Consider the following 18486-nt stretch of genomic DNA (forward strand, 5'->3'; position numbering starts at 1 on the left):
ACAGCCGGACCTCCTCACCCAGCACACCCTCTTCCACTGGTGGCCTCTATCAACCAACTAATCGGAGCCCGTATTAAACCCGAACTCCGCCCCAGGCCCGGTTTTCCTGGTCACTTCTGCTGTCGGTAACGTGGCCAGAGCCGAGCCGTTAATTTCGCGCCCCGAAGAATTTCACAAAGTGGTAGGATGAACAGCGCACCATTAAAGTTCTAACGTCCACGCACGTGCGGGAGAACCCCGCCGTTAAGCCGACTTATTAAGCAGATTTTGACAGCAGTAGGCACCGACTTGCTTGTCGGTATCAACGACGCGGCGCGGCCGGAGCCATCAGGATGCGAGTGTGGGTGAGTGACGCGGTGGGAAAGCTGTTCCAGCGTCAGACAGCCCTGGAGGGATGATGTTGACTTTGCACGTGTTGGGTCACGTCCATGTCAGTCGCGGGCCGCAATCTTTGCCGCTGTCCAGCAAGGCGGCCGCGCTGCTCACCTATCTGGCCCTTGAGGGGCGGCCGCACCACCGTGAGCATCTGGCCGGCCTACTGTGGGACACCTCCGATGCCCTGCGTAACCTGCGGGTGGAACTGGCCCGGCTTAAGGGCCGGGGCATTGACCCTTTTCCCGCGCGTCAGCCGATGCTGTCGCTAGGCTGCGCCACCGACCTGGACAGCTGGCTGGCCATCCCGCAGCCCACACAGGAACGTGACCTGCTGGGATGGCTCGCGCCACTGCGCGGCCCGGCACTGAGCGGTCTGGAGGACCTGGGCAGCTCAGCGTTCCGCGGCTGGGTGGACCAGCAGCGGCAGGCGATTCATGACCGCGTCGAGGAGCGGTTGCAGCTCACGTACTCGCGGCTGGAGGAGCAGGGGTTGTCGGCCAGTGCCGAACTGGTGCGTGCCCGCGCCGATCTGATGGGGCTGGCCCTCAGCGCCCGTCCAGCGTCCGCCCCCCCGGCGGCCCTGACCTTCCGGTGGCCGGCACAGGAAGAACAGTTGCGGCAGGTGCTGGCCCGGGCGGGGCGCAGCCCACAGCTGGTGCTGTTGCAGGGCCACAGCGAAACCCGGCGGGCCCTGCTGGAACGGATGGTTCAGAACACGTCCTGGTCAGCGGTGCAGCTGCGGGCCAGCACCCGGCAGCCGCTGTTGCTGGCGGCGCTGGCGCAGCACCTCTGGCAGTTCGTGCCGGTTGATCAGCGCGCGCAGACCCATCTCCCCCACGGCCAGAATCCCGAAACGGATCTGATTGAACTGGGACAGGTGATGGTGGCCCTGGGAAGGCCCCTGATGATCGCCCTGCACGACGTGGCCTATCCGGGCCAGTGGCCCGACTGGCTTGAGCCCATGCTGAGCTTCCTGTTGGACCTGCCGTTGCCGCTGGTGCTGGTGCTGAGTACCACCTGGCCAGCCCTGGCGTCCGGCCTGCGTCCAGCACTCAGTCAGCTGGTTGGACCGAGACTGCACACGGTGACGCTCCCTCCCCTGAGTGTGCATGACCTGATGCGCTCCCTGGAGGCCCAGGGATCAGCCGGGCTGGCCGGGACGCAACGTGCCCGCGCCACGCGCGTGGTGCAGTGTTCAGAGGGCCTTCCTGTATATGTCCGGGCGCTGCTGGGCGAGAAGGACACGCCCCTTCAACACGACGCCCGGGTGCCGCGGCAGGTCAGTGACTGGCTGTTGGCAGATCTGGCCGGCGTGTCCATACTGGAGCGCGAGCGGCTGGCCCGATTGGCACAGGTATACGGGCGTTTTGACGTGGTCCTGGCCAGCACCCTGCTGGGCGAGTGCGCCCCGGCAACCCTGGGTGTGGGCCTCCAAGCCGGTCTGCTGGCGCCGGCAGGCACGGCCGAGGACCTGACGCTGCCACACCTGGATTACCGCAGCAGCGACGCCGAGAACCACCTGATCTTTGCCAGCGACGTGGTTCGCAGTGCTCTGGCGGCCACCCTGCCGGCCACTGAACGCCACGCTCTGCGGGCCACGCTCGCGGCCGTGTTGGTGTCCAGCCAGCCTGCACTGGGCCTGGTCTACGCCACCCGCGCTGCGCTGCCAGAGTTGGTGCAAACGGCGCGACGCGCGCTGCCCCCCCGTTCAGCGGCCTGTGACCGGCGGGCCAGCGCGGCTCCCGCGACGCCCGCGGAGGAACCGCCTGGGCGTGCGCACCCCCGCCATGAGGTGCGCACGCCCAACGGCTACCGGGTGGGGCTGGACAGCTGTTTTCTGGAGGTAATGCGCCGGGGCCCGCCGGGCTCCCCCCCGCTGCTGACCCTGCGGCTGCCGGGGCACGGCACTGGCCGCTGGACGCTGACCGCGCGGGTGGATGTGGCCGACAGCGCCCCGCAGCACGCCGCGTTTCCGGTGCCGTTCGTGCTGGGGGTGCGCGCCGGGACGGGACCACGCGTGATCTACACCGTCGGCCCGGTGCTGGACCAACCTGCTGACAGCGATCATCAGCATTTCGGTGGGGTGGTGCCGCTGGGGCAGTGGTTTTCACTGAGCGGTCAGGGAGGCAGTGGCCCACTGGAACTCAGCGTCCGCGCCGGCGACATTGCCCTGACCGTGGGGGCGCTGCGCTGGGGAGAGCACAGTCTGCATGACCTGTGCCTGAATACCTTTCTGGGCACACCCGTCCATGGGAGCGGTGACTAATCGCCCCGGTGTGGGTGGGGTAGGCTTGCCCGGCTGGTGTCCCGTATCCCACGCCCTATTGCCCTGGAGGACTTCCCATGATCACCGTAATGAACCGCATCGCCGTCAGTCCCGAGTACGCCGGGCAGTTTGAAGAACGTTTCCGTGAGCGTGCCCGTCTGGTCGATGGAATGCCGGGGTTTGTCAGCAATCAGGTGCTGCGGCCGGTGAATCCCAGCGATCCCTACGTCGTGCTGACCCTGTGGGAGAGCCGCGCGGCCTTTGAAGCCTGGACCAGTTCCGACGCCTTCGTCCAGGGGCACGCCCGCTCCGGCTCGCTGCCGGCGGAGGCGTTCAGCGGCCCCAATAAGCTTGAGATCCACGAGGTCTTTCAGGACTCCAGCCGTCCCGATCTGACGCCCGAGCCGCGCGGGACCCAGTTCAGCCCACACTGACGGTGGCCTGGGCCGGGGGGCATGGTTGTGAGTGCTGTGCCGTGGGGGCCGTTCTAGCGCCGCCCCCGCCGGTTACCACGCTGGAACGCGGCCAGTCGCGCCGGTGACACCTCGCCGGCCTGCACGGCCGCCTGCACCGCACAGCCGGGTTCGGTGGTGTGGGTGCATTTGCGGAACCGGCACTGCGCGGCCAGCGCCTCAAGTTCCCCGAAATCGGCGGTGTCCGCGTCCCAGACGGTGATGTCGCGCAGGCCCGGATTGTCGATCAGCAGGCCGCCGCCGGGCACCAGATACAGCGTGCGGCTGGTTGTGGTGTGCCGGCCCTGCTGGTCACTCTCCCGCACCTCCCCGGTGGGCGCGGCGAGGCGGCCCAGCAGGGCATTGGTCAGCGTCGACTTGCCCACGCCGGACGACCCGATCAGCGCCAGCGTGACCCCCTCCTGCAGCAGGGCCCGCACCCCCTCCAGTCCCTCGCCACCCTCGGCATGGGTGACAAGAATCTCCAGGTCCGGTCCCAGGCCGCGCAGCCCCCCAACCCACCAGTCCGTGTCGGCGTGCAGGTCGGCCTTGTTCAGCACCAGAACCGGGCGCGCCCCGCTGTGCTGCACGGCCTGAACGTAGCGTTCCAGCCGCTCCAGATCAAAGTCCGCGTCGGGTGCCGTGACGATCAGGACAAGATCGACGTTGGCGGCGATGACCTGCTGGCGCACCGCCTGCGCCCGCCGGGTGTCCTCGGCCGCGCCCAGCGCACGGGCAAAAGTGGTGCGCCGGGGCAGCACGCCCAGCAGCCGGCCGGCTCCCTCCGGCACCGGTTCCAGCACGCACCAGTCGCCAATGGCGGGCGTGAGCGCTCCGGCGTGGCGCTGGCTGCCGGCCAGCCGCGCCTCCTGTTCCCCGTGAAGGCCGCGCACCTGAAACGTCTGGCGCTGGACCCCGACGACCCGCACCGGCGTCACCTGTTCACGTTCCCCGGCCGGCAATGCGGCGCGGAACCCCTGGTAGGCGTCCTCGAAATCGGGACCCCAGCCCAGCGCGTCTAACCCGGACGGCAAAATGGCCTCCAGCATTCGGCCCGTCCGGACGGCGGGCGCGGCACAGCACGGTTGTTGGTCAACATGTTCATCTCCACGGCAGAGGGGTGGGTGGGCACGCTGCCCTTCTGGCCCGCCCCTACCCACGCAGACTACCCGCCGGCGCGGGCAGGGGCGTGATGCGGGTGACGGTGGGGCCAGCCGGGGGAGGGCCAGCCAGTCAGAGGCAGCACAACAGGCACGTCCCACCAACGGGACGCGCCTGTTGCCGGGGACCCGGGCAGCTACACCCCCAGGTACGCGCTCCTGACCCGGTCATCTGTCATCAGTTCCTGCTGGGTGCCCTGCAGGGTCAGCACGCCGCTTTCCATCACGTAGCCCCGGTGCGCGATGTCCAGGGCGGCGTAGGCGTTCTGCTCGGCCAGCAGCACGCTGACCCCGGCCTCGTTGACGCGCCCGATGGCGGCGAAGACCTGCTCCACCACCATCGGCGCGAGGCCCAGGCTGGGTTCGTCCAGCAGCAGCAGTTCGGGGCGGGCCATCAATGAGCGGGCAATCGCCACCATCTGCTGCTGCCCGCCCGACAGACTGCCGGCAGGGGCGTGTCGCTTGCCCACCAGATCGGGAAACAGGGTGTAGACGCGCTCCAGCTCACGGGCGGTGCCCGCCGCGTCCTTGCGGTGGACAAACGCGCCCAGCCGTAGGTTCTTCTCCACACTCAGTTCGGGAAACAGCAGGCGGCCCTCGGGACACTGCGCGACGCCGTGCGCCACGTTGTGTTCGGGCTTGCCGCCGGTCAGGGACGTGGTCTTCCAGGTGGCCGTGCCGCCGCTGGGGCGCTGCAGGCCCGACAGGGTGCGGAACAGCGTGCTCTTGCCCGCGCCGTTTGCCCCCAGCAGCACCACGATCTCGCCGGGGTTGACGGTCAGGGAAATCGCGTGCAGGGCCGTGAAATGGCCGTAGTTAACGCTCAGATCGCGAACTTCAAGCATGGTTGGAATCCTTGGTCAACGGAACAGCCGCCGGGTCAGGGGCGTTCCCAGCAGTGCTCTGCCCCATCTGGCCGCCGTGGGCGTGGCTGCCCAGGTACGCCTCGATCACGGCAGGATCGCGGCTGACCTGGGCGGGCGGCCCCTCGGCGATCTTCTGGCCGTGGTGCATCACCAGAATCTCGTCGGCCAGGCCCATCACCAGGCTCATCTTGTGTTCCACCAGCGCCACGCTCAGGCCGCCCTTGACGAGGTCGCGGATCAGGGCCATCAGGTTGACGGTTTCCTCGGGGTTCATCCCGGCGGCGGGTTCATCCAGCAGCAGCAGTTTGGGGTCGCTGGACAGGGCCATCGCTATCCCGACGCGCTTCTGTCCCTCCTGCGTCAGCGCCCCGGCGGGCAGGTGCGCCTGTGCGGCCAGCCCCACCCGTTCCAGCGCGGCCATGCCTCCGGCGCGGCTTTCTGCCTCATCGCGGCGCTCGCGTCCGGTGCGCAGCAGGGCGTCCCACAGGCCAGCGCGGGTGCGGACGCGGTGGCCGATCATGGCGTTGTCCAGCACGCTCAGTTCCTTGTAGATGGTGGTGGTCTGGAAGGTGCGGGCAATGCCGCGCGCCACCACGTCGTGCGTGGGCAGGCGCGTGATGTTCTGGCCCAGAAAGTGAATGCTGCCGGTGGTCGGCTGATAGAAGCCCGAGATCAGGTTGAAAAACGTGCTCTTGCCCGCCCCGTTCGGCCCGATGATGGCGGTGATCTTGCCGGCCTCGATGCTGGCCGTTACGTCCTGCACGGCGTGGTTGCCGCCGAAGCGGATGCCCAGCCCCTTAACTTCCAGCATTCCGGGCCTCCTTCTTAGGCGTGGCCGGCACGCGCCGCGCCGTGAAGCGGCTCCACAGCCCCACCAGTCCCTGCGGCGCGAACATGACCAGCAGCACCAGCAGCGGTCCGAAGACGATGTACTGGTAATCCTGTAACCCCTTGAGGTTCTGCGCCAGGGTGTACATCAGCGCCGGTCCCAGCAGCGGCCCGGCCAGCGTGCCCAGGCCGCCCACCAGCAGGTACAGCAGGATGGTGAAGGTCTGGATTGGCCCGGTGGCCGCCGAACCCAGGAAGCCCAGGGACGTGGCGTACAGTCCGCCCGCGAAGCCCGCGATGGCGGTGGACAGCATCATGGCCCGCAGCTTGTGCGAGTACACGTCAATGCCCGCGCTGCGGGCCAGATCGTCGCCGCCGCGAATGGCGACCAGCGACCGCCCGAACACGCTGCCGCGCGCCCGCGCCACCGCGATCACGGTCAGGGCCAGACTGACCAGGGCCAGGTAGTAAAAGCCCCCGGACAGCTTGAGACCCACGCTGTTGGCCAGCGCCTCCAGTCCGGCAGGCGGCTGAATGCCGTTCAGGCCGTCATTGCCGCCGGTCAGCGCGTCCCACTTGTTGATCACCAGCATGATGATCACGCCCACGCCCAGCGTGAAGATGGCAAACGTATCGCCCTTGGTGCGGAAGGCCACCAGCCCCAGCAGCAACCCGGCCAGCGCCGTGATCACCACGGCCACCGGCCACGCCAGCCAGAAGCTCCAGCCCATCTTGAGCGTCAGGATGCCGACGGCGTACGCGCCGATGCCAAAAAAGCCCGCATGTGCCAGCGGCAACTGCCCGGTGTAGCCCAGCAGCACGTTCAGGCCGTAGGCCAGAATCGCGTAGATCATGATGTTCACGCCGATGTCCAGCACGTACCCCGATGGGCTGAACAGGGGCACCAGTGCGGCCAGAATGAAGACCGCGACCCACCACATCCAGGCTTTCATGTGCCCCTCTTGAACAGGCCCTGAGGCCGGATCGCCAGCACCAGCACCAGCATGGCGAACCCGATCACGTCGGCAAAGTCCAGGCTGATGTACGCGCCGCCGAAGGTCTCAGCGAACGACAGCAGGAACGCGCCCACGATGGCGCCCGGCACGCTGCCCATGCCGCCCAGGATGATGATGGCGAAGACCTTGAGGTTCATGACCTCGCCCATGCTGGGGCTGACCAGCAGCGTCGGGGCAATCAAGGCCGCCGCCGCCGCCGCCAGCAACCCGGAGATGGCAAAGGTCAGGGCGCCCACCCGGTTGGTGTTGATGCCCACCAGACGTGCGCCCTCGCGGTTCTGCGACATGGCCTCGATGGTAGCCCCGGTCAGGGTGCGCTTCAGGAAGTAGTTCAGGCCCACCACCACCACCACGCTCGCGGCGATGATGATCAGGCGCTGCCAGGTGATGATCACGCCTCCGATGTCGACGATGCCGTTGATGGGTGCGGGAATCTGCTTGAAGTCCGGCCCCCAGATCAGCTGCACGGCGGCCTCCAAGAAGAACAGCACGCCAATCGCCGCAATCATGGGGGACACGTGCGGCGCGTCCCTGAGCGGGTAAAAGATCACCCGTTCCATCAGGGCGGCCAGCAGCGCCACCCCGACGGCGGCCAGCAGCAGCGACGGCACGTAGCCGATGCCCAGCCCGGTCAGCGAGGCGTAGGTCAGGTACGCGCCCAGCATGTACAGCCCGCCGTGCGCGAAGTTGGGCACGCGCATCACGCCGTACACCAGCGTGAGGCCCAGCGCCACCAGGGCGTAGACCCCGCCCAGGGCCAGGGCATTGAAGAGTTGTTGCAGGAAAGTGATCAAGCGGGAATCCTCCAGAAGGCAGGGGTAAGGGACGGGGGGCTTCACGGAGAAGCAGCTCAAACGGTTGAGTGGAGGCCGGAAGCCAAGGACACGGAAGACTGGGGGGCCTGGACAGTGGCTGGAGGCTGGGGTGGGGGCGGCGGCGTTGCGGTGAGGGCCGCGCACTTCCAGGTCAGGCAACCGGCCCAGGGGGTCAGCTCAGGCAATCAAAACGCGCCCCGCATAAATGCGTCGGGGCGCGGGCAGCGGGGCGGCACTCGGGCAGAACCTGAGCGCCGCCCCACCCGCTTTACTTGAATACCTTGGTGACGCGCAGCTTGGTGTACTTGCCGTCCTTGACGCTGGCAATGATGAACTCGGCGTCGGCGTGGCCGTCGGGCGTGACGCCCAGCATCTTGTAGATGGTCTTGCTCTGGGGGAGTGCCTTGGCGGCGGCGTCCAGCTTGGCCTTGATCTTGATGGGGTCCTCGGTGGTCCCGGCCAGTTCCATGGCCTTGGCCAGCACGTTGACGCCCATGTAGTTCAGGGCCGCTTCACTGGTGGGAATCTTCTTGTAGGCGCGCTGGTACTGGGCCACGAAGACCTGGGTTCCAGCGAACTCCTTGGTGGGCAGCACGCCCACCGAGCCGTTCAGGTAGGAGACCGGAACGATCTGGTCCATCTGCTCGAACTTGGCCTGATCCATCACGATGAAGCCGCCCTTGAAGCCCTGCTCACGTGCGGCCTTGATCACCAGTGCGGTGGGCTGGCTGGGGCCGCCGACGAACAGCACGTCGGGTTTCTCGGACAGGGCCTTGGTCACGGCGGCGCTGTAGTCCACGGTGGTGCCGTAATCAACGCCGTTGTTGCTGCCCACGGTGCCGCCCTGCTTCTGCCACTCGCCGGTCACGGCCTCGCCCCACTGCTTGCCGTAGGCGCTGGTGGTGCCCACCATGCCCAGCTTCTTGCCGAACGCTTTCATCTGGGTGCTCACGAAGGGTTGCAGGTAGTTGTCGTAGCGCGGCGGCAGCATGAAGGTCAGCGGGTTCTTGGCTTCCAGAATCTTGGGTTCGCTGGAGTAGGCCACCAGCAGGAACGCAGGATCACGGGCGGTCATCGGCTGCACAGTCAGGATTCCCCCGGCGTGCGGCACAAAAATCACGTTAATGCCCTGTGAGGTCAGGCGCTTGACGTTGGTGGCCGTCTCGTTGGGCAGATAGCGGTCATCCAGGCTGACCAGCTTGAAGGTGACCTTCTCGCCGTTCACGGTCACGCCGCCCGCCTTGTTGATGTCGTTGATGCCCATCTCGATGCCACTCTGGACATCCTTGCCGTAGAAGGCCGCGCCGCCCGACAGGGGGCCGGAATAGCCGATGTTAACGACCTTATCGGCAAAGGCGGAACCGGCCAGGGTCAGAACGAGGGCAGGGAACAGAAGTCTGGTCTTCATGGGTGAACCTCCGAGATCCAGGCGCATGGGACGGAGTAGAACCGTTCCCGAACACGCTGAACGCAGTACAAGTTGTGCGTGCCGACATGCTGTCACGGGTGGGCGGGGGTGTCAAATGCCTTGCCCCCAATTGATGAAGTTCTCAGGCGAAAGGTCAGGCTGAACGCCGGGCCAAGGCGCCGTGAAGCAGCGACTAGACTTGCGGACAATGACTGATCCCGTCTCTGTTCCACCTGCCGCTCCGGTGGCCCCGGCCCCGCGCAGCCGCGCCCGCATGCTGGAACTGGTGTTTCCCAAGGACACCAATTATCTGGGCACGGCCTTTGGAGGCTGGGTGCTGTCCCTGATGGACAAGGCCGCCAGCGTCGCGGCAGTGCGCCACGGGGGGGGCAACGTGGTCACCGCCCGCATGGACGGCGTGGACTTCCGGGTGCCGATCCGGGTGGGGGACGCGGTAGCGCTGGATGCCCAGGTGGTGCGGGTGGGCCGCACCAGCATGACCGTGCGGGTGGACGTGTACCGCGAGACCATGAGCACCGGGGAGCAGGAACTGGCGACCACCGGCATGTTCGTCTTTGTGGCCGTGGGCGAAGACGGACGGCCCTATCCGGTGCCGCCGCTGCCGGCCGGGCAGACCACCGCCAGCGCCCAGCCTGACCCGGAGGCCCGCCCCTGAGCGTCACCCGGCACGGCCGGAAGAGGCCGGGCGTTTTGCGAGCACCCATATCTCCCATATCTTAAGAAAGCTTGTGAATTTCTCATCGTTTACATGATGCGCCGTAAGGCGGGCGACACAGCCGCCTGACTAAGCTCGGGATATATGACGGCTTCCTCTCATCACCCTGCGGTCCTGATCGTGGACGACAGCCCCGGCGTCTTGCTGTCCATGCACCGACTGCTCTCGCCCCATGTCAGCGTGAAGATGGCAAGCAGCGCCCACGCCGCGCTGGAAGTCCTGACCCCCGACACTGCGCTGGTCCTGAGTGACGTACGGATGCCGGGCATGGACGGCCTGGAACTGGCCCGGCTGCTGCGCGAGGACCACCCGGACCTGGCGGTGGTGCTGATGAGCGGCACGGTCGAGGACAGCCTGCGCCAGCAGGCCCGCGCGCTGGGCGTGCTGGACGTGATGCGCAAGCCCATCAACTCTGAACGGGTGCTGTCGTCGCTGTGCGGCTGGCTGAACGGCGAACCGGAGGAGACGGCCCCCGTTTCCCTGGGGGGTGCGGACCTGGACCTGCTGCCCAGTACCCCGGTCCTGCAGGCGCCAGAGCTGACGTTTCAGGCCGCGCAGGCCTGCGTGGCGGGCGTCAATCTGCTGCCCGGCGTGCTGTCGTCGTGCGTGTTTGGCGAACAGGGCGAGCTGATCACGGGCTCGGCACAGTTGCCCGCGCAGCTCGGGGCCTACCTGGGCTTCCTGTGCAGCACCTCGGCGTCGCTCAGCGCGCATCTGGGCGGTGCCCTCCCCATGCAGGCCGCGCAGATTGAGTTCGGGGACCGGGTGCTGGTGGTGTGCCCCTTCGGCACTGGCGTCATGACTGCCCTGGTCCACGACACCCCGGCGGCCAGCGGCGTCAAGTCCTGGATGCGGGCGCGGGCCATTGGCCTGAACCACCATCTTCTGCATTAAAAATCAGCTCCTGGGAGCGACTCTCCAGATGTGACAGGCGCGATTCCAGTGCCGTGTCCTGCGTGCTGCACGGCTGGGTGTCGGCGTCGCTTGACCCCCCCTCTGTGGGCCTGCTAGATTGTGTATAGCTATGCGAAAAAATCGCATAACAATACAAAAATGCCAACCCTGACTTCCCGACGCTGAAACCACCGCCTGACCCGATTTGTGGGGATGGGCGGCGCTGTCACGCACCGGGATTTTGCGTTGCTCACCCGTTCTAGGAGACAATCAGCCCATGACAGACCCCAACACCACCGACACTGGCAGCCGTGAAAAAATTGTCCTCGCCTACAGCGGGGGGCTGGACACCAGCATCATCCTCAAGTGGCTCCAGACCGAGCGCAACTACGACGTGGTGTGCTTCACCGCCGATCTGGGCCAGGGCGACGAGGTGGAAGAGGCTCGCGTCAAGGCGCTGAATACGGGTGCGGTGGCCGCCTACGCGCTGGACCTGCGCGAGGAATTCGTGCGCGACTACGTGTTCCCGATGTTCCGCTCCTCGGCGCTGTACGAGGGCTATTACCTGCTGGGCACCAGCATTGCCCGCCCGCTGATTGCCAAGAAGATGGTGGAAATCGCCGAGAAAGAAGGCGCGGTGGCCGTGTCCCACGGCGCGACAGGCAAGGGCAACGATCAGGTGCGCTTCGAGATGACCGCCTACGCCCTGAACCCCGATATTGTGACGGTGGCTCCGTGGCGTGACTGGGACTTCCAGGGCCGCGCCGATCTGGAAACTTTTGCCCATGAGCACGGCATTCCGGTTCCCACCACCAAGAAAGACCCCTGGAGCACCGACGCCAACATGCTGCACATCTCCTACGAGGGCGGCATTCTGGAAGACCCTTGGACCGAGCCGCCCGCGCACATGTTCAAGCTGACGGTTTCCCCTGAAGACGCCCCCAACGAGGCGCAGTACGTGGAAGTGGAGTTCGTGAACGGCGATCCGGTCAGCATTGACGGCCAGAAGCTCTCGCCCGCCGACCTGCTTCAGAGGGCCAACGAGATCGGCGGCCAGCACGGCATCGGGCGCATCGATCTGGTGGAGAACCGTTTCGTGGGCATGAAGTCGCGCGGCGTGTACGAGACCCCCGGCGGCACGCTGCTGTACCACGCCCGCCGCGCCGTGGAAAGCCTGACCCTGGACCGGGAAGTGCTGCACCAGCGCGACGCCCTGGGCGTCAAGTACGCCGAACTGGTCTATAACGGCTTCTGGTTTGCCCCCGAGCGCGAGGCGTTGCAGGTTTATATCGATCACGTCGCGCAGAGCGTGACCGGCACCGCCCGCCTGAAGCTGTACAAGGGCAACTGCGACGTGGTGGGCCGCAAGGCGCCGCAGAGCCTGTACGACAAGGATCTGGTGTCCTTCGAGGCCGGCGGCGACTACAACCAGCACGACGCTGGGGCCTTTATTAAGCTCAATGCCCTGCGAATGCGGGTGCAGGCGCGGGTTCAGGCCAGGGCCGGGCAGAAGGACACGGCGAAGGTCTGACGGTGACCCTGCCCCCCGGCCTCACCCTGCGCCCCGCCACCGTGGCCGACGCCCAGACCATCCAGGCCCAGCGTGACGCCATGTTCACCGACATGGGCAGTGATGTGGCGCGGGTGCGGGCGAGTTCGGCTCCCAGTTTGGCGTGGCTGCGCGGCGCGCTGACCGACGGCGCATATTCCGGCATCCTGATCGAGATGGACGGGAAAGTCGTGGCTGGGGCAGGTGTGTCCTGGCAGATGCTGCCGCCCAGTCCGCGCACCCTGCCCACGTTGCGGGCCTACATCCAGAATGTCTACGTGGCCCCAGAGCAGCGGGGACAGGGACTGGCCCGGCAGCTGATGGAGATTCTGCTGGCCGAGTGCCGGGCACGCGGGGTGGAGCAGGTCAGCCTGCACGCCTCGGACGCGGGAAGGCCCACCTACGTCAAGCTGGGTTTCGTTCCTACCAACGAGATGCGTCTGACGCTGGAACCGTCGTGATTCGTCCCGTCACCCGTGAGGACCTTCCCGCCTTTCACGCCGTGATGATGGCCGCTGGCATGGATTCCCGCTCAAGCTGGAACCGCACGACGCTGGAGGGGCTGGAGGCCTCGTTATTCGCCCCCGATTCAGGCGGCTTCGTCGCCATGAAGAGAGGAGAGGTCTGCGGCTGCGTCGGTTTTCGGCCGGATGGGTCAGACACGCTGACGCTGAATAAACTCGCCACCCTTCCCCACGCACGCGGCCAGGGCATCGGCGCGGTGCTGGTGCGGGCGGTAGAGGAACGGGCCGCCCAACGCGAATATGGGCGCGTGCTGCTGGCCGTCTCGCAATTCAATCTGGAAGTCGTTCCGTTTTACGAGCGGCTGGGGTACATGCAGAGCGATGAACTTTACACGTTCGCCAGTCCATGGAGTCCGGGGCCGGTGGTGCTGGTGAAAGCTGTTCAGACCTGTGTTCAAAAGGCTATGACATGACCGATACAAAAGCTAAGAAACTCTGGGGAGGCCGCTTCGCCGAGGCCACCGACAGCCTCGTGGAACTGTTCAACGCCTCCGTGTCGTTCGATCAGCGCCTGTACGAGCAGGACATTCGCGGTTCGCTGGCGCACGTTGCCATGCTGGGACAGGTGGACATCCTGACCGCCGGGGAAGTCACCCAGATCACAGACGGCCTGAACGCCGTACTGGACGAGATTCGCGCCGGAGACTTCGAGTGGCGGCTGGACCGCGAAGACGTACACATGAACATCGAGGCCGCGTTGCGTGACCGGATTGGCCCGGTGGCGGGCAAACTGCACACCGCCCGCAGCCGCAACGATCAGGTGGCGGTGGACTTCCGTCTGTTCACCAAGGAGGCGGCGCTGGATCTGGCCGCCCAGACGCGTGCCTTGCGTGCCGTGATGGTCTCGGAGGCCGAGCGGGCGCTAGAGGCGGGCATCATCCTGCCTGGCTACACCCACCTTCAGGTGGCGCAGCCCATCCTGCTGGCCCACTGGTTCATGGCCTACGCCGCCATGCTGGAGCGAGACGAGGGCCGGTTTCTGGACGCCGCTGCCCGCATGGACGAGTCGCCGCTGGGCAGCTCGGCGCTGGCCGGGACGCCGTGGCCGATTGACCGCCACACGGTGTCCACCGCGCTGGGGTTCGCCCGGCCCACTGCCAATTCGCTGGACGGCGTGGGCAGCCGGGACTTTGCGCTGGAGTTCCTGAGCGCCTGCGCGATTCTCTCGGCCCATCTCTCACGCCTGAGCGAAGAATTGATCTTGTACTCCACCTTTGAGTTCGGTTTCCTGACCCTGCCCGATTCGCACACCACCGGCAGCAGCATCATGCCGCAGAAGAAAAACCCCGATGTGTCCGAACTGGCACGCGGCAAGGCGGGGCGCGTGTTCGGCAACCTGATGGGCCTGCTGACAGTGGTCAAGGGCACGCCGCTGGCCTACAACAAGGACCTGCAGGAGGACAAGGAAGGTGTGTTCGACAGTTACGACACCCTGAGCATCGTGCTGCGCCTGTATGCCGACATGCTGCCGAAGTGCGAGTGGCACGCCAAAAAAACCCGTGAGGCAGCGGCGCGCGGCTACAGCACCGCCACCGACGTCGCCGATTTCCTGGCCCGGCAGGGCGTCCCCTTCCGCGAGGCACATGAGGTGGTGGGCGGGCTGGTCGGCGTGGCCTCGCGCAGTGGGCGGCAGTTGTGGGAGCTAACGGATGAGGAACTTCGGGCCGCCCACCCTCTACTGAACGCCGAGGTCGCGGCCTCGTTGACGGTGGAGGAAAGCGTTAAGAACCGCCTGAGCTACGGCGGCACCGCGCCCAAACGGGTGCGTGAGGCGGTGGTCGCGGCGAAGGCCAGGCTGGGCCTGGTCACGGAGGAGTAGGCGAATGGACGTGACGGTCAGGCTGGACGGAACACTTCTGCACAAGCGGCAGCAGGAGTGGGCGCACTGGCTGGCGAACCCCGTCGAGAACCCGCTGTCCACGCGGGCGGAGTTTGCAGGAGGGGAAATGGTGCTTGAGAACGAGTTGTGTGTGTACACCCAGGACTCGCGCTATTTCGAGGGATTGCCGTACTCCGGGCTGATCGTCACCAAACGCCCCTGTGAAACCGTCTTTGACCTCACGCTTGCTGAGGCGGCGGCTGTCCACACCCTGCTGGCCGAGGTCCGCACGCATCTGGATTCCACCGTCAAGCCTGACGGCTACACGGTGGGCTGGAACGTCTTCCCGGCGGGCGGGGCGCACATCCCACACGTCCACCTGCACGTTATTCCACGCTGGAACACCGACGCCTCGGCGGGAGCGGGCCTGCGCTATTTCCTGAAGGCGGCGGCGCAGGCAGCCGAACGACGACGGGAGCCGGACACCGCCCCTGCCCCTGCCCCCCTTTCCACCGAGGTCCAGTCATGAATTCCAATACCCCTTCCACCCTGTCCGAAATGCACGTCAAGCTGCGTCAGGCCTCCCCACAGGACTTTCCCACGGTCCTCGCGCTGCTCCAGGGCTGCGGCCTGCACACCCAGAGCGCCACGCCTGAGGGCAGCACCTACTGGATCGCGGACCTGAACGGCGTGCCGGGCGGCTGCATCGGCCTGGAACACGGCGACGGAATGTCGCTGATCCGCTCAACGGCCGTTTTGCCCTCGGCCCGCTCGCAGGGGCTGGGGCGCGCCCTGGTGAATTCGGCCCTGACGCACGCCAGCCTGCGCGGGGACCGGGCCGTGTACCTGTTCAGCCAGGAGGCCGGGGACTACTGGACGCGCTTCGGCTTCGTTCCGGTGGGCGTGGACGAGATCAGCGCCGCGCTGCCCGACACGCCGCAGGTCAGGAGCGGCGTCCTGAAAGGCTGGATTCACGGTGAGCAGGCCTGGAAGCGTGAGTTGAACCGGGGCACGGAGAAATGACCCCCGGACGCCGTCTGCGGGCGCGGGGCGTGCGCTATTCTTCCGACGTTCTCAATTCAAGCGTACCGGGATTGCCCGGTGAATTTCGTGTTTTTCCCATTCTCTTTTCCGGAGGAATATCCCATGACCGATCAGAACGTTCAGATCAGGCTGGCCCAGGCCAGCGACAAGGACACCGTGGTCCGCGTGTTTCACGATGCAGGGCTGGACACCGACGAGGCCATGGCGCCGGGCACCACCTACTGGGTGATGGAGCGCGGGGGCCAGCCGGTCGGCGCGATTGGCCTGGAACACGGCGACGGGGCCTCGCTGCTGCGCGGCGCGGCGGTGTTGCCGGAGGCGCGGGGCGGCGGCCTGGGGCGGCGGCTGATCATGAGCGCCATCGAGTACGCCCAGGGCCGTGGGGACCGCGCGGTGTACATGTTCAGCAAGGGCGGCGACTGGAACACCTTCGGCTTCACCCAGGTGCCGATGGCGCTGGTCATGGGCGACGTGCCGGACGCCCCTCAGGTCAAGGCCTACCGCTCGGGCGGCGAGCGACCCGGCGAGACCACCTGGATGCGCGATCTGACAGCGGGAGCAGGCAAGGCGTAAGCGGGCAGGCAGAGCTGGGGGGGTGTGCATGACCCTTTCTCTCGATTCCATCGCCATTCCCGACATCCACGCCCAGGCTCCCCTGAGCGGGCGTAAGGCCAGGCTGTCAGATATTGAGGCGATTCACGAACTGATCGGTTACTGGGCGGCGCGCGGGCAGATGCTGGTGCGTTCACGCGCCCTGCTGGCCGAGACCATCCGCGACTTTCACCTGATCTTCGCCGCCGAGCACGAGGGCCACTCCGGCGGGCTGGCGGGGGTGTGCGGGCTGCACATGCTGGCCCCCGATCTGGCCGAGGTGCGCGGGCTGGCCATTCATCCCAACATGCAGGGGCGCGGGCTGGGCAAGCAACTGGTGGCGGCCTGCGAGCAGGAGGCGCGCGAGATCGCCCTGCCCGCCCTGTTCGCGTGGACGTACCAGCAGGTCTTCTTCGAGAAGTGCGGCTTTGCGCGCATCGACAAGACCAACCTGCATCCCAAGGTCTGGAGTGAGTGCCAGCGCTGCGCGTTCTTCGAGAACTGCAATGAGATCGCGATGCTCAGGGTGCTGACGTAGCCGGAGCGGCCTGGACCACGGCCACCGCCTGCCCGTCCTGCCATTCCAGGGTCAGCCGCTGCCCCGCCGCCACGCCTGCGGCGCGGGTGACCGGCTGGCCGTCCTCGTTCCGCACCAGCGCGTAGCCGCGGGCCAGCGTGCGCTCGGGGGTCAGGCCCAGCGCCTGGCGCATCAGGGCGTCCACGTCGGCGCGGGCCGTTTCGCTCTGGCGGTTGGCGGCGCCCAGGATGCGGTCACGTGCCCACAGCGCGGCGGCGTCGGCCTCCACCAGCAGGGCGGCGGCGGCGGCGCGGATGCTGCGGGCGTCCTCCTGGGCCTGGGCGGCGGCCCCGGCCACCGTGCGGACAATCAGGGCCGCCGCCTTGCTGGGCGTGTCGGTGCGAATATTCGCCACCTCGTCGGGCAGGGTGTCGTCGCGGGCGTGGCCCAGTCCGGTGACCACCGGGGCGGGAAAGGTGGCCAGCGCGCGGGCGAGGGCCAGATCGTTGAGCCACGCCAGGTCGGTCACGGCCCCGCCGCCCCGGATCACCACCAGTGCGTCCAGCGGGGTTTCCTCGTGCAGCGCCCGCGCCTGCGCCACCGCCCGCGCCAAGCTGCCCGACGCCTCGCGCCCCTGAAAAGTGGCTTCCAGATATGTGAAGTGAATCACCCTGGCGGCCTCCAGCGGGTCCGTCTCGCGGCGGAAGTCACCCAGGCCCGCCGCACCTGCAGGCGAGATCACGGCCACCCGCGCAAAATCGGCAGGGGTGGGCAGCAGGCGGTTCAGTCCGTAGACCCCCTCCTGCACCAGCGTCTGCCGCAGCGCGTCCAGCCGCAGCGCCGCGTCGCCCAGCGTGTATTCTGGCGACACGTCCAATACGTTCAGCGAGAAGCCGTACTGCGGGTGAAACTCCGGCTGGCAGAACAGCAGCACCTTCAAGCCTGCCGTCAGCGTGCCGCCGGTGGCCTGCCGGAATTTGCCCTCCAGAGAGAAGCGTTCGCGGGCCCACACGGTGGCGCGGCACTTGGCGACTTCCCCGCCCTCGCCCAGCTGCACTAGGTCCAGGTACAGGTGACGGCGGTCCGTGACGCTGGCCAGTTCGGCGCGCACCCACACCGCCCCCGGCACCCCCCGCGCGATCACCTGCCCGATGTACGCCAGCACCTCTGAGAGTTCCAGAAACTGCTCGGGCGGACGCGTCGGCTCCGCCTTCTTGCGTTTGCGGGTCACAGTCTCGCCCCCAGCAGCCTGCCGAAGATGGCCGCCGTCAGCCCCAGGCCCACGCTGCCCAGCGCGTACAGCAGCGCCTGGGCGGCCTGGCCGCGCAGCAACAGCGCGTCCAGTTCGGCGCTGAAGGTGGAGAAGGTGGTGAAGGCCCCCAGCAGCCCGGTGCCGAAGGCCACCCGCACCCCCTCCGGCACTGCGCCGCGCCCGGCCAGCGCCAGCGTCAGGCCCAGCAGAAACGAGCCCAGCACATTAATCATGAACACGCTGTAGGGAAAGCCCGTGCGTGCCACCAGCGGGGCCAGGGCCAGCACTGCCCCCTGGCGGCAGGCCGCGCCCACCGCGCCTCCCAGCATCAACGAGAACCACAGCGCGGGCGTCATGCCGGACAGGATAGAGCG

The 18486-nt window shown here is 67.2% G+C and carries 20 protein-coding genes; 12 read left to right on the plus strand and 8 right to left on the minus strand.

Features of this window, described 5'->3' with window-relative positions; all coding sequences use genetic code 11:
* Positions 1 to 397 precede the first annotated feature (397 nt).
* The gene (locus tag IEY31_RS16190) at positions 398 to 2641 is read left to right on the plus strand and encodes a hypothetical protein (RefSeq protein WP_188973883.1); all 2244 of its coding nucleotides are present in this window, start codon (positions 398 to 400) and stop codon (positions 2639 to 2641) included.
* 77 nt (positions 2642 to 2718) lie between these two features.
* Positions 2719 to 3075: an antibiotic biosynthesis monooxygenase family protein gene (locus IEY31_RS16195; protein ID WP_188973885.1), complete on the plus strand. Its 357-nt coding sequence runs from the start codon at positions 2719 to 2721 to the stop codon at positions 3073 to 3075.
* A gap of 53 nt (positions 3076 to 3128) precedes the next feature.
* On the opposite strand, the gene rsgA is transcribed toward IEY31_RS16195, so the two are convergent.
* From rsgA to IEY31_RS16225, 6 genes are all read right to left on the minus strand, one after another.
* Positions 3129 to 4142: a ribosome small subunit-dependent GTPase A gene (gene rsgA, locus IEY31_RS16200; RefSeq protein ID WP_188973887.1), complete on the minus strand. Its 1014-nt coding sequence runs from the start codon at positions 4140 to 4142 to the stop codon at positions 3129 to 3131.
* Between the two features lie 248 nt (positions 4143 to 4390).
* Positions 4391 to 5098 (minus strand): ABC transporter ATP-binding protein, encoded by a 708-nt coding sequence (locus tag IEY31_RS16205; protein ID WP_188973889.1) that lies wholly within the window; start codon positions 5096 to 5098, stop codon positions 4391 to 4393.
* A complete protein-coding gene (locus IEY31_RS16210) occupies positions 5091 to 5930 on the minus strand; it encodes an ABC transporter ATP-binding protein (RefSeq protein WP_188973891.1) in 840 nt (279 codons plus the stop codon). Before IEY31_RS16210 ends, IEY31_RS16205 begins: the two co-directional genes overlap by 8 nt.
* Complete coding sequence (locus tag IEY31_RS16215) at positions 5917 to 6900, minus strand: branched-chain amino acid ABC transporter permease (RefSeq protein ID WP_188973893.1); 984 nt, start codon at positions 6898 to 6900, stop codon at positions 5917 to 5919. The genes IEY31_RS16210 and IEY31_RS16215 overlap by 14 nt, the downstream gene beginning before the upstream one ends.
* Positions 6897 to 7757, minus strand: coding sequence for a branched-chain amino acid ABC transporter permease (locus tag IEY31_RS16220; protein ID WP_188973895.1), 861 nt, complete (start codon positions 7755 to 7757; stop codon positions 6897 to 6899). The genes IEY31_RS16215 and IEY31_RS16220 overlap by 4 nt, the downstream gene beginning before the upstream one ends.
* Before the next feature lie 289 nt (positions 7758 to 8046).
* Positions 8047 to 9186 (minus strand): ABC transporter substrate-binding protein, encoded by a 1140-nt coding sequence (locus tag IEY31_RS16225; protein ID WP_188973897.1) that lies wholly within the window; start codon positions 9184 to 9186, stop codon positions 8047 to 8049.
* A 208-nt stretch (positions 9187 to 9394) separates the two neighbouring features.
* On the opposite strand from IEY31_RS16225, the gene IEY31_RS16230 reads away from it, so the two are divergent.
* From IEY31_RS16230 to IEY31_RS16275, 10 genes are all read left to right on the plus strand, one after another.
* Positions 9395 to 9862, plus strand: coding sequence for an acyl-CoA thioesterase (locus IEY31_RS16230; RefSeq protein ID WP_188973899.1), 468 nt, complete (start codon positions 9395 to 9397; stop codon positions 9860 to 9862).
* Positions 9863 to 10006: 144 nt separating this feature from the next.
* Positions 10007 to 10816 carry a response regulator transcription factor gene (locus tag IEY31_RS16235; RefSeq protein ID WP_188973902.1) on the plus strand — a complete coding sequence of 270 codons (810 nt, stop codon included), beginning with the start codon at positions 10007 to 10009 and terminating at the stop codon, positions 10814 to 10816.
* 277 nt (positions 10817 to 11093) lie between these two features.
* On the plus strand, positions 11094 to 12347 hold the full coding sequence (locus IEY31_RS16240) for an argininosuccinate synthase (RefSeq protein WP_188973904.1): 1254 nt from the start codon (positions 11094 to 11096) through the stop codon (positions 12345 to 12347).
* Between the two features lie 2 nt (positions 12348 to 12349).
* Positions 12350 to 12826, plus strand: coding sequence for a GNAT family N-acetyltransferase (locus IEY31_RS16245; protein ID WP_229723720.1), 477 nt, complete (start codon positions 12350 to 12352; stop codon positions 12824 to 12826).
* The gene (locus tag IEY31_RS16250; RefSeq protein WP_229723721.1) at positions 12823 to 13302 is read left to right on the plus strand and encodes a GNAT family N-acetyltransferase; all 480 of its coding nucleotides are present in this window, start codon (positions 12823 to 12825) and stop codon (positions 13300 to 13302) included. Before IEY31_RS16245 ends, IEY31_RS16250 begins: the two co-directional genes overlap by 4 nt.
* Positions 13299 to 14708 carry an argininosuccinate lyase gene (gene argH / locus IEY31_RS16255; RefSeq protein ID WP_188973905.1) on the plus strand — a complete coding sequence of 470 codons (1410 nt, stop codon included), beginning with the start codon at positions 13299 to 13301 and terminating at the stop codon, positions 14706 to 14708. Before IEY31_RS16250 ends, argH begins: the two co-directional genes overlap by 4 nt.
* Positions 14709 to 14712: 4 nt before the next feature.
* Positions 14713 to 15237: an HIT family protein gene (locus IEY31_RS16260; protein WP_188973907.1), complete on the plus strand. Its 525-nt coding sequence runs from the start codon at positions 14713 to 14715 to the stop codon at positions 15235 to 15237.
* Positions 15234 to 15731 carry a GNAT family N-acetyltransferase gene (locus IEY31_RS16265; RefSeq protein ID WP_188973909.1) on the plus strand — a complete coding sequence of 166 codons (498 nt, stop codon included), beginning with the start codon at positions 15234 to 15236 and terminating at the stop codon, positions 15729 to 15731. The genes IEY31_RS16260 and IEY31_RS16265 overlap by 4 nt, the downstream gene beginning before the upstream one ends.
* A gap of 123 nt (positions 15732 to 15854) precedes the next feature.
* Positions 15855 to 16325, plus strand: a complete 471-nt coding sequence (locus IEY31_RS16270) for a GNAT family N-acetyltransferase (protein WP_188973911.1) — start codon at positions 15855 to 15857, stop codon at positions 16323 to 16325.
* Between the two features lie 28 nt (positions 16326 to 16353).
* A complete protein-coding gene (locus IEY31_RS16275; protein WP_188973913.1) occupies positions 16354 to 16881 on the plus strand; it encodes an N-acetyltransferase in 528 nt (175 codons plus the stop codon).
* On the opposite strand, the gene xseA is transcribed toward IEY31_RS16275, so the two are convergent.
* Together xseA and crcB are read right to left on the minus strand one after the other, a co-directional pair.
* Positions 16865 to 18091 carry an exodeoxyribonuclease VII large subunit gene (gene xseA, locus IEY31_RS16280; RefSeq protein WP_188973915.1) on the minus strand — a complete coding sequence of 409 codons (1227 nt, stop codon included), beginning with the start codon at positions 18089 to 18091 and terminating at the stop codon, positions 16865 to 16867. The genes IEY31_RS16275 and xseA overlap by 17 nt on opposite strands.
* A complete protein-coding gene (gene crcB / locus IEY31_RS16285) occupies positions 18088 to 18468 on the minus strand; it encodes a fluoride efflux transporter CrcB (protein ID WP_188973918.1) in 381 nt (126 codons plus the stop codon). The genes xseA and crcB overlap by 4 nt, the downstream gene beginning before the upstream one ends.
* Positions 18469 to 18486 lie beyond the last annotated feature (18 nt).

The organism is Deinococcus aerolatus (assembly GCF_014647055.1).
Taxonomy (GTDB): Bacteria; Deinococcota; Deinococci; order Deinococcales; family Deinococcaceae; genus Deinococcus; species Deinococcus aerolatus.